At 59.6% G+C, this 14,474-nt stretch carries 10 protein-coding genes; 1 reads left to right on the plus strand and 9 read right to left on the minus strand.

All coding sequences use genetic code 11. The annotated features are described in order from the left end of the window. Positions 1-5: 5 nt before the first annotated feature. The 9 genes from A3EC_RS0109610 to glf all read right to left on the minus strand — a co-directional run bounded on the left by A3EC_RS0109610 (position 6) and on the right by glf (position 12,117). Positions 6-932 (minus strand): cutinase family protein, encoded by a 927-nt coding sequence (locus A3EC_RS0109610; RefSeq protein ID WP_026162385.1) that lies wholly within the window; start codon positions 930-932, stop codon positions 6-8. Positions 933-937: 5 nt separating this feature from the next. Beyond that, entirely contained in the window at positions 938-1,453 is a 516-nt protein-coding gene (locus A3EC_RS12595) for a DUF732 domain-containing protein (RefSeq protein ID WP_018024975.1), read from the minus strand. Next, positions 1,453-3,438, minus strand: coding sequence for an alpha/beta hydrolase-fold protein (locus tag A3EC_RS0109620; protein WP_018024976.1), 1,986 nt, complete (start codon positions 3,436-3,438; stop codon positions 1,453-1,455). The genes A3EC_RS12595 and A3EC_RS0109620 overlap by 1 nt, the downstream gene beginning before the upstream one ends. 395 nt (positions 3,439-3,833) lie before the next feature. Beyond that, a complete protein-coding gene (locus A3EC_RS0109625) occupies positions 3,834-4,856 on the minus strand; it encodes an alpha/beta hydrolase (RefSeq protein ID WP_018024977.1) in 1,023 nt (340 codons plus the stop codon). A gap of 261 nt (positions 4,857-5,117) precedes the next feature. After that, complete coding sequence (locus tag A3EC_RS12075; protein ID WP_211206073.1) at positions 5,118-7,094, minus strand: arabinofuranosyltransferase AftB family protein; 1,977 nt, start codon at positions 7,092-7,094, stop codon at positions 5,118-5,120. A 45-nt stretch (positions 7,095-7,139) separates the two neighbouring features. Continuing rightward, positions 7,140-8,129, minus strand: coding sequence for a decaprenyl-phosphate phosphoribosyltransferase (locus tag A3EC_RS0109635; RefSeq protein ID WP_026162387.1), 990 nt, complete (start codon positions 8,127-8,129; stop codon positions 7,140-7,142). Between the two features lie 50 nt (positions 8,130-8,179). Then, on the minus strand, positions 8,180-8,749 hold the full coding sequence (locus tag A3EC_RS0109640; protein ID WP_018024980.1) for a phosphatase PAP2 family protein: 570 nt from the start codon (positions 8,747-8,749) through the stop codon (positions 8,180-8,182). Beyond that, positions 8,739-10,727 (minus strand): glycosyltransferase, encoded by a 1,989-nt coding sequence (locus tag A3EC_RS0109645; protein WP_018024981.1) that lies wholly within the window; start codon positions 10,725-10,727, stop codon positions 8,739-8,741. Before A3EC_RS0109645 ends, A3EC_RS0109640 begins: the two co-directional genes overlap by 11 nt. Positions 10,728-10,893: 166 nt before the next feature. After that, complete coding sequence (gene glf, locus A3EC_RS0109650) at positions 10,894-12,117, minus strand: UDP-galactopyranose mutase (protein ID WP_018024982.1); 1,224 nt, start codon at positions 12,115-12,117, stop codon at positions 10,894-10,896. Positions 12,118-12,420: 303 nt separating this feature from the next. Here glf and A3EC_RS13250 point away from each other — a divergent pair, with 303 nt between their 5' ends. Beyond that, positions 12,421-14,460 carry an N-acetylmuramoyl-L-alanine amidase gene (locus tag A3EC_RS13250; protein WP_281163695.1) on the plus strand — a complete coding sequence of 680 codons (2,040 nt, stop codon included), beginning with the start codon at positions 12,421-12,423 and terminating at the stop codon, positions 14,458-14,460. Positions 14,461-14,474: the final 14 nt, after the last annotated feature.

Here is a 14,474-nt window from a genome sequence, read left to right on the forward strand (position 1 = left end):
AACGCTTAGTAGTCCGGCGCACCATCAATCGTCGCCACGGCCCAACCAAAGGTCCATTTCGTGGCAGTAGTACCGTTCACGACTTTCGGGTTCGTGGCATAGCGCGCATGCACACCGTTGGCCTGAATCAGCTCATTGGCGCGCTGTAGTGCGTTGCCGATATCGCGCGGCGCATCACAGATGCTGTCATTGGGCGCGCAGATTTCATTGGTGCGGTCATCGAGCTCACCGAAGCCACCCGGACGCGAGCCGCGCATGGACGCCCCAGGCGTGACGGCCTGCACCAGAGCACTGACCGGCTGCAGCGCAATTTCAGCGCCGATGCCCCGAACTTTGGTTCCGACATGGTTGCCGACACCAGGTTCGCGGCGACCGTCAGCAAGCAAGGTGACCCCAAGGACACGGTCGGCTGGAACGGGCCCACTACCCTGTCCAATTTCGGACGCTAAATCGCCCAACATTACGGCACCTTGGGAAAACCCGATCAGGACAAAGTTCGTCAGCGGGCATTCCTTATTCGTGGCCTGCATTTCGGCGACGATTTTGTTGTAGCCCTCGGTCCGCGACGCATCGTAGGTCATTTCGTGCATCGCATTGATGTTCTTGAACTGCGCCGTGTACGGCACGGTCCACACTTTGAGGCGGTCTTCGCCGTACTTATCCTGCAGCGGTTTGGTAATCCGCAGCATGAGGGATTTCGGGTTGAACGTCGGGTTCATCGGATCATCCGATGGCGACGACTCCCACGTGCCCGGCGCGGAAATCAGTTCCACATCCGAGCAGTGTGCTGGTTGTTGCGCCGTTGGCGAGGTGGTTTTGGGTTTGCCAGGCATGCCCGGCTGTCCTGGTTGCTCACCCAACCAGGTGCCCACACCCAAAACAATCACGACAAGCAGCAGCGCAACAGCCACCACGGTTAGTACTTTTCTCATGCCTTTTAGCAGTAGACCTTCTTCGCGGATTCCGCAATTAGCTGGGCTGCTTCTTTACCTTCCAGCTCAGTCTTTTTCTGCGCCACCAACTGGCCGCCAACTGCTGCCGTCACAAACTCGCGCTTGTTTTCCTTCTCCGCAACGCACACTTCATGCGCGGTGCCGATCAGCTGGTCAGCGATTTCACCTTCGGTGTCAATACCGCCGTGCTGCAGCAGTTTCAGGTATTCCTTGTCGTCTTCCGACCGCGGAATCTGCTGGTTCGGCGCTTCGTCAATTTCTTCGGCGCCGGTTTCGTCTACAGGTTCGTCGGCCGCGCCAGGTTCCGAGGTGGTGCTGGTCTCCGAGCTTGTTGACGATTCCTTGCCCTCTGAGGACTTCTCGTCACTCAAGGTGGCAACGGTACTGATAGAGCTGTCCTGGCCGGAGTCTGCGGTGGAGCCACCGCAAGCCGACAGCGTGAAGGTCAGTGCGGCTGCGGCGGCAAGCGCCGCAGCTTTAGTGAATTTCGAGGTGTTCATTAGTTCCGAGATCCCTTAACTACACCGTTGTGTTGCTCGATGGTGCCGTGCTGGAATTTCTGGCGTTCGCCGCCGGAGGCTGGGCGTTCGAAGTCAGCGGATGGGAAGCCGTATGGGCCGTTTTCCCACTTCTTCTTGCCCCATTCGTCGAAGATTGGTCCGTAGAGGATGTAGTTCGCACCGGTGGCACGGCTGAAGTAGATATTGCCCTTGTCGAAAGCGTTGAAGGAACCACCCTTGACCTTGGTTTCCTTGGCAGCTGGCTTTGGCCAGCCTAGTGGAGATTCAGCTGGGCCACCGGCGTCCAGATACTTCTTCTCGATGGCGCCGTAGAGTACTGCGCCCTTCTTCTGCGGGTTCAGGTAGACCGCACCCTTCTGGAACTGCTGACGCACACCGTCGCCAACTTTTTGGCGGCTGCCGGTTGGGTAGCCCAGTGGGCCCTTTTCCCAACCAGATTCGCCCCACACCTTGAACACATCGTTGAAGACAATGTGTGCGCCGGTCTGTGGTGTCCAGTAGATAGCACCATTCTGGAAGGTGTTGTAGCGACCCTTGCGGTCTGGGGTGACGCGCTCACCGGAGGTTGGGAAGCCCAGGGCAGAACCTGGACCGCCAGCTTCGGCGTAGCGGGCACCGATGCGGCCCATCACTGGGTGAGCACCAGTCTTTGCAGACCAGTACATGGTGCCGTGCTGGTACTGCTGGGCAACGCCCTTGCCACCAGCGACCGGGTACTCGTTACCTACGCAGGCACCGAGCTTTGGATTCTTCGCAATGTACTTGCCGATTTCGCCACCGGAGGTGCACTTAGCACCGCGGTCGCCTTCTGGCAGCTTCAGCGCGTCGGCGATGTATGGCCACGCCTGACCCATTTCGTACTGCCAGTATGGCCAAGAGTGGGTACCGGATGGACGGAAGCGGCTGATGACCTTCACGCCGGCAGCGTTTGCGGCGTTAACGAAGGTCTGGCTGGTCATGCGGGAGAGCACTTCGAGGCCGAAACCTGCGGTGTTGGTTGGGATGCCGGCGATGTTGGAGTCCTTGTCCCACGCGCCGGTGTTACCGGAGCCGGAAGAGACGTAGACGGTCATGTCCTTGAGCAGGTGGACGCCCTGCTTCGGGTCGTGTTCGTGCCAGTCCTTGGAGCCGTATGGGCCCCACATCTTCTGGGCGTCGTAGCCGCCTGCGTCCTGCATGGCACCGCCGATGGCTTGTGGCATGCCGGTGGAGGTGGTGTCGAGGTAACCGGAGAAGGAACCGGCGAACTTCCACAGCTTCGGGTGGCGGGTTGCCAGGTTCATGACAGCGGTGCCGCCCATGGACAGGCCGTAGATGGCGCGGTCGTCGTTGGCGCGCCAGCCGTTGCTGAGCACTGGCAGCAGTTCGTCAATCAAGTAGGTTTCCCACTTGTAGTGCTTGCCCTTGTCTGGCTGCTGCCAGTCAGAGTAGAAGGAGGACTGGCCACCGACTGGCATGACAACCAGTACGTTCTTGTCGGCGTAGTGCGACTCGATGTTGGTTTCCAGGGTCCAGCCGGAGTGGTCTTCGCGGGCGCGCAGACCGTCCATTGCCCAGACGGTTGGGAACTTGCGGTCTGGCTGTGCGTGCCAGTCGCGTGGCAGCAGCAGGCGAACCTGCAGTGGCTTACCTGGCATGGCCTTGGAGTTAACGTACAGCGCGACTTCGCGGTTGGTCAGCCATTCCACACGGTTGATGGACACGCCCTCTGGCAGGCCTTCCACCTTTGGGTATTCAGTGCGGATTGGGTTGCGTGGTGCGTTACCGGTCGCCTCACCTGGGCGTGGGCCAGGCGCTGGGGTGCCGATGCTGCTCTGTGCCTGCACGTTTTCAACTGGTGCGGCGGTGGCTGGCTGCGCAACGAATGGGATAACGGCTACAGCCATGACTGGCGCCGTGATGGTGGCTACGACGCGACGTGCCATCGGGGCAAGGCCCGAAATTTGCTTCCGGATAGGTCGCATGTGGTTGTCCTTCTAAGTCGAATGAGGTCGGTGCTGAACGTGACGGGTACCTGGTCACCTGCGAGGCGGCGCTGGTGTGAGCAGCTCCGTCGGTTGTCGGTTTCCAGGCGCGTGGAATTCTTACCGGACCACAGTGCAGACGCTCCGAAGGTTCCCCTCCTCCGGCATCATCCACGTAAATGCGTGGGCTACGGTTGATCCTTTTGTACCCGGTAGATCGTCCGGGATTGCGAAGACTCGCGGATAAACTCAAGTTTAAGTACAACTTGAGAGTTTTCCAAGAGGGCGCCACTGCGGGTCCGAAGTCGCTGATATCCCCCAAGATCGACAAAAGGCACTCGGTCGATTGCTTTTCGACGGAGTGCCTTTAGCGGTTTTCAGTAAACAGTGAGCGCTTAAGCGCCGAGCACGCGCAGAATCTGCGGACGTGCATCACGCAGCTCCTGGCGCCAGTATGGCCAAGAGTGGGTGCCGCGAGAGTCGTAACGAACGGTTGGGTTCAGACCGCTCAGGCGTGCCTTCGCCTCGAAGTCGAGGGAGGATGCCCGGGACAGGCCTTCCAGCACGATGCCGTTGAAGGTGTGGTAGACCTGCTCCAGCGATTCTGGCTGGTCGTACTTACCTGGGATGCCGGTGTTGGAAGAGATGTAGATATCCAGGCCGCGCATCTTGTCGGTCAGGTAGAACGGGTCGTTTTCCATCCAGCGCTTGGAGTAAGGCGCACCGTACATGTCAACACCGCTGAATCCACCAGCGTCACGCTGAGCCAGCATGATCATCGACTGCATACCTGGTGCGGTGGTGTGCAGGTAGCCAGAGAAGGACAGTGCCTGCTTGAACTGGTTGCGGTGCTTAGCAGCCAAGGTCAGCGCTGCGGAACCACCCATGGACAGACCCACGATGGAGTTGTTCGTGCGGGACACACCGAAGTTACGTGCCAAGTAGTCCGGCAGTTCCTTGGTCAGGAAGGTTTCCCACTTGTAAATCTTGGTGCCGCGGTTGCTGCGAGCTGGAGCGTTCCAGTCTGCGTAGAAGGAAGACTCACCGCCCACTGGCATGATCAGGTTGACGTTGTCGTTACGGAAGGTGCGAGGTGCCTGGCCTTCGCCCCACTGCCAAGCATTGGTGCGTTCGGTTGCACGCAGACCATCCAGCAGGTACAGGCCAGCGCTACCGCCGCGGGCCGCAACCTGAATCTGAACGGTGATGTGCCGCTTCATGGCTGGCGAGTAGACCTTGCATCGCTGAACGCCGCCGTGGACGCCGCCTTCCCAAGAGCAGCCAGCCCGCAGGTGCGAGCGATTCGCGTTGGCCGGGGTTGGGTCAGCAAAAAGCATGACGCCAATCATGGATGCGAGCGCCACCAGTACAGCGGCGAGTCGCATGACAACGCGTCGGCTGCCGGTAAAGGTAGTCATTTTTCTCCTTGAAATTCTTTCTTGTCCCCGGAAAAAGTCCAGTTTCTTCGGAAGTTACGTATTCGTTACATCGGATAGACCGCTCTTACGTTACGCAATCGCAACAATAAGATCATCTTTTCCCTAGAAATTTCCTAAGGAGCAAATATGCAGCGCAGGCGAACTGGACACCCGTGAAACGCTTTCGCTGGCGAACTTACCCCGCCCCCGCGACCTGCACAACTGAGAATTACGGCCAGTAACACTTAACGGGGGCAGCAGCTACCGCGGCTCATCGAGCTGCACATTCACGGACCAATGGATCGGATCCGCCACTTCCCGCAGGTCCACATACTCTTCCGCTGTGCCATCCACCTCTAGCGTCCGACCATCAGTTAAAGAAAACTTAATATTCGTCAAAAAGCGTTGTGCCGACATTGGTTCCCGGTAAGTGGCCACCAACTGCTGCAACCCTTCCGTCTTCTGGGCATGCTCCGCCTGCAGCACCAACTCCTGGTTCATATAGCGCGGCAGCGTCTTCACATACACCGGCGAATCCGCAACGCCCCACTCCAACGGCAGATTCTTATCGTGGCCAATGCGGCCGTCTTCCATGCGCTCCGTCCGAGCGGCAAGCGGATTAGCCAAACCAATCTGGTCCAAAACGCGCACATCCAACGGCGCCAACGCCGAGGTCATACCCAAGTTCGTAAACCACACCGTCGTCGGGGAGCCAGCGTCGGCAACCTGCGGCGCGTACTTATTACGTGGAATCGCGAGCCAACCATAAAGATTGTCGCCATTGTCATCCACACCAGTGCGGATAGGCACCATCATGCCGACTTGGCCATCTTCCTCATAGGTGGCGATGGCCTTCGTATACCCCGTCATCCGCTCAAAGTGCGCAAAATCGGTCGCGTACAGCGGCCGTTCGACACCGGTGAACTGGGCATAGAAACTCCGCTCATCCACCACGACTTTGCCCGCACTCAAGTCAGCTGGCACCTTGCCCTTGTGTGCACCATCGACGATGAGCCAGCTCCAGCAGACCAAGCCCACAAACCCCGCCAAACTCAGCACGGAAACTGGCCAATGCGTCAACAAGCGGGTCGGACGCAAATCAAACACCGGCAGGCACATCACTGGCAACAGCAACGCAAACAGCGGAATCAATGCCATCCGGCCGTGCATAAAGTCGCCGCCAACCCGAATGACATACGCAAAGTGGAGCAGCGCAACCACAATCATTGCAGTAGTAATAGTGGCGGCGCTGCGGGCAGCAGCCACCCGATTCTTCCGAATGTGCTGCCAAGACGCCGAACGTGCAACAAAGGCCTGCGGGCCAAACCCCAGCGCCAACCCCGCAACAAGCAGCACCATCGCGAGCCCAAACCACACCGCGTACGGGTTAGCCAGGTCCTCGATATAGACCCAGCCGGTGCCCCACATCGCATCGGAAGCGGACTTCGCCACCGCCGTGTGTGGCGTCAGCAGGCCGTAGTAGCCCATCCGGAAAATCTGATACGCCAGCGGCACCGGCACCGCCACCAGCAAAATCATTGCGCGGCGGCTCCAATTAGCCGCACCAAACAGCATCACCAACCCGAAAACGCCGCCGTATAGCACCAACTCGGGCCGCACCAGCCAGCTCAAGCCAACCCAAAACGCTAGCACCCACGTGGCGAAACTTTCGGGCTCATCAGCACCCGGCCGGGTCTCAATCCACCACAGCGACAGCGCCCACAGCACGGCTAGCCAGAAAATGCTCAGTCCCCACTCCAAACCGGAGGTGGCAAAGTCTCGGGCCGGCGGCAACGCCAGATACACCAGCGCACCGAACGGCAAAATCAGCTGCGTGCGGCCAGCTCCGGTGCGGGCGCGCCGCCACAGCAAACCGGTTGTTGCTGTGGCAATCGCCAGCGCCGCCACCGACAACACCAACGCCAACCACATCGCAATGGCTTCCAGGCGGGCATCGGTCAGTTTCGCGCCAACATAAATCAGGTACTGCCACAGAGTGGAGGTGTTCGTCTCCACTCGCTCCCCGGCATTAAACACTGGGCCGTTTCCGGCGAGCAGGTTGCGGACGGTGCGCAACACAATCAAGCCATCATCGGACATCCACCGGCGGCGCCATGCACCAATCGCGAAAAGCACTGTGGTGACCACCACGGTGGCCAGCAAAGACACAAAAGACGCCCACGGCGCCCATGCCTGCAAAGAGGTAGGGCGCCGGTGATGGCTTGGGGTGGCTGTCATGTTCGTAAATGCTACTGAACTAAGAAACGAACCACGAAATGCTGGTTACATGCTTGGGACGACATAGACCGCCATGACGATGGCCGCGATCCACAGCAGCGCCAAGATTTGCAGCCAGCGGTCATTCAACGCGATTTCATCTGGGCTGCCGGCGTCACCACGGTCCACGTCCGAGGCGTAGCGCAAAATGGCGATGGTAAACGGAATCATCGAAATCTCGTACCAAATATTTGCGCTACCAGCTGCTTCTTTACCCATTTCGAAGCCCCACAGGGAGTAGGCCATCACCACAGCGGTGGCGGACAGCGTCCACACAAACCGCAGGTAGGTGGCGGTGTAGCCCTGCAGCGACTTACGAATCTTCGCGCCGGTGCGCTCGGCCAGCAGCAGCTCCGCGTAGCGCTTACCTGCAGCCATGAACAGGGAACCGAAGGCGGCGACCAGCAGGAACCACTGCGACAGTGAAATGTCCGCGGCAACACCACCGGCCATGGTTCGCAGCATAAAGCCGGAGGAGACGATGGCAATGTCAATAACCGGCTGGTGCTTCAGCCCGAAGCAGTAGGCCAGCTGCACGGCAATGTAGACCGCAATCACAATCGCCAGCATTGGGCCGGAGGTAGCCAGGAAGCACAGGCCGATGGCGGCAATAATCAGCGCCACCGCCATGCCGTAGGCCACGGACACTGGCAGCATGCCAGCGGCAATTGGGCGGAAACGTTTGGTTGGGTGCGCGCGGTCTGCTTCCACGTCGCGGGCATCGTTCACCAAGTAGATGGATGAGGCCGCCAAGCAGAAGGTAATGAATGCAATGAGCACGTCCAACCAGACGCGACTGTCACCGAGGTGGGAGCCACCGGCGGCCAGTGGTGCGGCGACGACCAGCACGTTTTTGACCCATTGCTTTGGGCGCAGCGCTTTAATTGCCCCGTCGAGGAAGTTCTTTGGTGGCTTCTTCTTCGGGTTTTCGGTGCTGTCGCCGAGGCCGGCGGTGTGTGGTTCGGATGGGAAGATTGCTTTTCCGCCGTCGAGCAGGCCGTCGACCTTCTCATCGAACTGAATTTCCTGGTTGCCGTTGTTATCGGTCAACGCGTTTCCTTTCCACAAGAATTGCGGGTGGCCCGTTCCATGTCGTCGGTGATTTCCGCGGTCGCCCAGCCGAGCAGTGCGCCGGCGAGGACATCGGTTGGATAATGTACCCCGAGCACCAGACGCGATGCCATAATCGTGGGGATTCCCAACAACGGCGCCTTTGAGCCGGTAATTTTCGCCAGCATCACCATCGCCGCCGTCGTTGACGTGGCATGTGACGACGGGAACGACAGCTTCGATGGGGTGCCGACCCGGATTTCAATGTCGTCACGGTGTGGCCGTGGTCGCCGCACAATCCGTTTGAGCACCACCGACGCCGCGTGCGAAGTAAAGGCGGCGGCCCCCAGCGCGGCCCACTGCCTGCGACGGGGCTTATTGACGATTACGCCGACCGCCGCAATGCCCATCCATCCCAATGCGTGCTCACCGAAGGTACTCAGACCGTGGGATACGCCAGTGATAGCTGGGATATCGAGCAGCTTTTGCTGAATTGCTACCAGCGCGTCGGATTCACCGAAGGGGTCACCGGCAATGTCGGTGACCACAGTGTCCTTACTGCGCATCGAACACCTTCTTCCAGGATTCGCGGCTCGTCAGTTCTGGCATGGCGTCGCGGTAGCGCTCGCGCATTTCGTCGAAACGCTCCTTCACTTCCTTCTGCACGGCCCACGCTTCGGCACCGAGCTGCTTCGCCAGGTCGCGGTCGCGCTTGCGGTAGTACACAGCCGAGCCGTCTGCCGTGGTGACGGTGGCACCGTCGAGGCGGGCTAGGTTGTACCAGCGGTTTTCCAGGCGGACCAGGTTCGCCTGCGGAATGACATGATGCGCCGGGTTCGCTGGCTTGAGCGAATGCAGCAGTCCCTTGGCGGCGGCAATCAGCTTGGTTTTGCGTGGCAGCACATCGTCGGTGGAAATAATGTCAGCGCCGGATGGGTCTGGCAGGTCCGCAGCGGAGCTCACTTTCTGCGCGTCGACATATTCCTTGCGCATCGCGTTGATGCGCGGCAGGGAGGATTCCAAAATGTCGAAGAGCTGCTCTGGGCCGGCCAGGAAGTCCCGCAGCGCCTCAGTTTCGATGGCGATGGTGGAGTATTCCAGGCACATCAGGTGCTTCGCCAGGGACTTGCGCAGGTTCTTGATGATGCCGTCGACAGGGCCATCGTGGTACATCGCGGCCACGATCATGCGGTTGCGCAGGTGGAAGTAGGCCTGCCAGTCGATATCGTCGTCCTTGTCGCCCCAGCTCATGTGCCAAATCGCGATGCCAGGCCAGGTAATCGTCGAAAAGCCCGACGCTGCGGCCCGCAACGAGTACTCCGTGTCATCCCACTTGATGAACAGCGGCAGTGGCTGCCCCATCTCTTCGGCAACAATGCGTGGGAACATGCACATCCACCAACCGTTGAATTCGGCGTCGATGCGGCGGTGCATATCGCGGTTATCTTGCGGCACGAAGCTGCCCTTTTGGTGCACCACTTCCTGGTTGGTCAGTGGGTACTTGGCAAAGTCGTGGCCGTAGTGGACGTGCGGGGCGCCTTCCCACATGAAGGTGTGGCGGTTAACGCGCTCACCCATGGTGTGCAGGCGGGATGGCTCCAGCAGGTTGAGCATCTGGCCGCCGATAATCGACGGGGTGGTGCAGTAGCGGCCGGCCTGGACTGCGCGCAGGATGGAGTCCGGCTCAATGGCGATGTCGTCATCCATATAGAGGATGAATGGTGAATCGCCCTGCTCCAGCGCTTCGTACATGATGCGGGAGTAGCCGCCGGAACCGCCGAGGTTTCCCTGTAGGAAGAGTTTGAAACGGTCGCCGAAGTGTTCGGTGATGGCGTCGAAGCCGGGTTCGTCGGCTGGATGCGCGGTACCTTGGTCCGGCATGAGCATCAGGTCAATAATCGCGTCGACTTCTGGGTCGGAGGCGAGGGCTTCCAGCGCGGCGACGGCGTCCTTTGGCCGGTTGAAGGTTGGGATACCAATGGTGACACGCTTGTCGGATGGGGCGATTTCGCGCCCGTCCGGCATGATTTGTGGCTTCGGTGCGTGTGGTGCCCACCAGCCAGCGGAGATGAGTTCGACGTCGGTTTCGCAGGTGATGTCGAACCAGAGCCAACCGCCGTCTTCAAATGGGGCGAGGGACAGGTCGAATTCCACCAGGCCAGTGCCGGATTCATCAGTGTCGATGACGCTGCCGGTCACCGCGATGCGGGTGCCGTCGAACTTGGAGCGGTACACATCGACGCGGGCTTCGCCGGAGACTTCCACCCGCAAGATGACATTGTCCAGCTGGGACCAGCGGCGCCAGTAGCTTGCTGGGAAGGCGCCGAAGTAGGTGGCGAAGGAGATTTCGCTGCCTTCGGCGAGGGTGGCGGAGGTGCGGCTGGTGGCTTTGAGCCGACCGGTAGCTGCCTCATGTTGGGTGTAGTACAACGCGCGCACATCGTGCGGGTCGCCGGGGCTTGGCATGAGCACCCGCTGCAGTTGTTCAACCGACTTCCGTTCCGCAACCTGCTGCGGAGCAGGTTTTTGGCTTTCCTTTGCCATCAGAAGTTTCGTCACCTTCCATCAGGTCGGCGGCGCCACTCGGTGCCTTGCTTTGAACCGAGTACGCGCCGACAGTTCACGAAACCAGAGTAAAGGACGCGGCGGACAGCCGCTGGGAGGCGGGGCGGGGTTGCGGGCTAGCTCCCCTACTCCCCGCGCTTGCGGTTTAGTGGCCGCGTGGCTGTTCCAGGGCGGTGCCGTCGGTGAAGAATGGCACCAGCTTGTTATCGACCATGGTCAGTGCCGATGCGATTGCCATGTGCATGTCGAGGTACTGGTAGGTGCCGAGGCGACCGCCGAAGAGAACGTTGTTGTCTGCGGCTTCCTGTGCGGCGCGTTCGCGGTACTTTTCCAGCATGGCGCGGTCGTCTGGGGTGTTGATTGGGTAGTACGGTTCGTCGCCGGACTCCGCGAAGCGCGAGTATTCCTTCATAATGACGGTCTTATCCGTCGGGTATTCCTTGCGCTCTGGGTGGAAGTGGCGGAACTCGTGGATGCGGGTAAATGGCACATCCGCGTCGTTGTAGTTCATCACTGGGGTGCCCTGGAAGTCGCCGGTGTCGAGCACTTCCATGTCGAAGTCGAGGGTGCGCCAGCCAAGTTCGCCTTCGGAGTAGTCGAAGTAGCGGTCCACTGGTCCGGTGTAAACCACTGGTGCGTCGGGGTTGGTGGTGCGGACCTGCTCGCGCACGTCGAACCAGTCAGTGTCCAGCAGCACGGTAATGCGCTCGTCGGCGGCCATGGCTTCCAGCCATGCGGTGTAGCCCTTGACCGGCAGACCTTCGTAGGTGTCGTTGAAGTAGCGGTTGTTAAAGGTGTAGCGCACTGGCAGGCGGGTGATGTTGCCTGCTGGCAGGTTCTTCGGGTCGGTTTGCCACTGCTTGGCGGTGTAGTCGCGCACGAAGGCTTCGTACAGCGGTCGGCCAATCAGGGAGATGGCCTTTTCTTCGAGGTTTTCCGCGTCGTCGGATTCAATTTCGGCTGCTTGCTCCGCGATGAGGGCGCGGGCTTCGTCTGGGTTGTAGTACTTGCCAAAGAATTGGTTGATTAGGCCGAGTCCCATTGGGAACTGGTAGGCAGTTCCGTTGTGCATGGCGAATACGCGGTGCTGGTAGTCGGTGAAGTCGGTGAATTGGTTGACGTAGTCCCACACCTTCTTATTGGAGGTGTGGAAGAGGTGCGCGCCGTATTTGTGCACTTCGATGCCGGTTTGTGGTTCCGCTTCGGAGTAAGCGTTGCCGCCGATGTGGTTGCGGCGTTCCACCACGAGGACGCGTTTGTCCAGCTGGGTGGCGATGCGTTCGGCGACGGTCAGTCCGAAGAAACCGGATCCGACGACGACGAGATCGTATGGGGCAGTCAGTGCAGCAGTGTTGTTAGTCTCCGTCACCCCACACACGCTACCGGGTTTTTTGCTTTTTGACGGATTGGGGCCCCATTCGTCGTGTTCGCTGCGTATCGGGCGCAGTGGCTGCGCTACGTGCTGGCAGCGAGTGTGACATCTGTGGCTCTTGTGGTTTCAATGCTTCCGAAATTATGAAAAGCTGTTACCGTATCTACCGTAAGCAACAGTGGTATCTTTTATATCTGCTGTAACTTTATTCACTTTGGAGTTTGAGACTTGCTGAACCGACGCCGCATCAGTTCCGCTGTCGACCGCCGTCAAACATTTGCTGTAGGACTCGCTGGAGTCTTGGCATTTTCTGGTCTGGTCGCAGTCGGAGGAAACCAGATCCTCAAGACCCAGTCGGAGGGCATCGGCCCGGTCGACACCGCTGCCGACACCATGCCGCTTGCCGACGCTGACAATGTCACCGTCGATGACGCCGCAATTTCCACCCAGGGTGATGCCGATCCAGCAACCCCACACAAGGGCACGGTGAAGGAAATTCGTCGCGACAAGCCGTTCAGCATGTTTGCGCTGACCTGGAAGGGCCAGAAGGACGTTGCAGCGTTCTTCCGCGCCGAAAAGGAAGACGGCAGCTGGTCACAGTGGTATTCCGCTGATCCGTATGACATGGACACTCCATCACCAAATGGCATCACTGGTACCGAGCCGGTGTTCCTGGAGCCAACCAAGGCCGTGCAGGTTTCCACCCACGGCCTTGATGTCTATGGCACCACGGATGGCGCCACTTCCCCACTGTCTGATGCTCCGGCGGCAGAGCAGCAGCCAGCGGACAAGCCTGCTGAAAAGCCAGCTGAAGCTCCAAAGCCGGAGGCACCAAAACCAGCCGAGAATGTGCAGCCGGTAGCGAACAAGCCTGCCGACTCTGATGCTGCTCCGCTGCCGAATAACTGGGATGACATTGTCCCGGTTGCTGATGAGCTCGATACCAGTGTCGAAGCAGTATTCATTGACGGCAACGTCAGCGCTGGTGTGGCACCAGCTACCGACTACTTGAACACCAATGGCATGCCAAAGGTCGTCTCCCGGGCAGGTTGGGGTGCCAATGAGGCCAAGCGCTGCCAGGGCCCGCACTATGACAGCAAGCTGCTGGGCGCTACCGTGCACCACACTGCCGGTTCGAATAATTACACGCCAGCACAGTCTGCAGGGATTGTGCGCGGCATTTACCACTACCACGGCCAAACCTTGGGCTGGTGCGATGTCGGCTACAACGCCCTCGTCGACAAGTACGGCACCATCTACGAAGGCCGTTACGGCGGCCTATCGAAGAATGTGCAGGGTGCACACGCCGGTGGCTTCAACCAGGGCACCTTCGGTATCTCCATGATGGGTGACTACTCGTCCGTGCAGCCAACTTCTGCCATGGTCGAATCGGTCGGCAAAATGGTGGGCTGGCGTCTGAAGACCGCTGGCGTGAACCCGCTGGGTTCGACCAACCACATCGCTGGTGGTTACTCCGGTTCTCGTTATGCCCGCGGCGTATCGGTGAAGCTGCCGAATATTTTCGCGCACCGCGACGTCGGTAACACCACATGCCCAGGCGACGCTGGTTACGCTCAGATGTCCACCATCCGCCACATCGCCAATAATGTGGCAACGGGCAAGGTTACTAACCAGGCACCAGGCGCCACGGACACCGACAAGGAACAAACTCCGCCGGTCAATGGTCCGGTGACCCCACCGGCGAAGCAGCAGCGCCCAAGCACGCCAACCAACAATGGCGGCCAGAACAACACGGTGAATCAGAACACCGGTGGCCAAGGCACTGATTTGGCTGCTGGCGGCGCCACCCTGCTGGCACTGGCACTGGGCCTCGCTTCCGGTAAGGACTTCAAATCTGTCCAAGACATCACTAAGGCCACTGGCCGCGGCCAGACTGTCGGCGACATTGTCCTGTTCAATGACGTCACGCTCAAGAGCCTGCCAGTCATTGTCAAGGCTGTCCTTGATGTCTCCGGCCGCACTGACTTCGCGCAGAAGTTCCGCGACATCGAAGGCATCTACGGCCTCGTGATGGGCCTGCCAATCTCTGGTGTCCAGTACGGTGCGAAGATTCCGAACCAGTATGGCCAAGAAGAGCAGGTCAGCTACGTGTTGACGGAAAACGGCATCATTACCAAGTCGGATTCTGTGGCTGCGCACGCACTGTGGGGCAAAATTGCGGACGCATGGGCTTCCCAGGGCTTTGAAACCGGCCCACTGGGTCTGCCACTGTCGGAGCAGTACGCCAACTCCTCCGGTCTGCAGCAGGTCGACTTCCAGGGCGGCTCCATCACCTTGGATGAAGCTACCGGCAAGACTGACATCAAGACCACGAAGTAGTCTCTGACCACACC

This window comes from Corynebacterium ulceribovis DSM 45146, from assembly GCF_000372445.1.
GTDB lineage: Bacteria > Actinomycetota > Actinomycetes > Mycobacteriales > Mycobacteriaceae > Corynebacterium > Corynebacterium ulceribovis.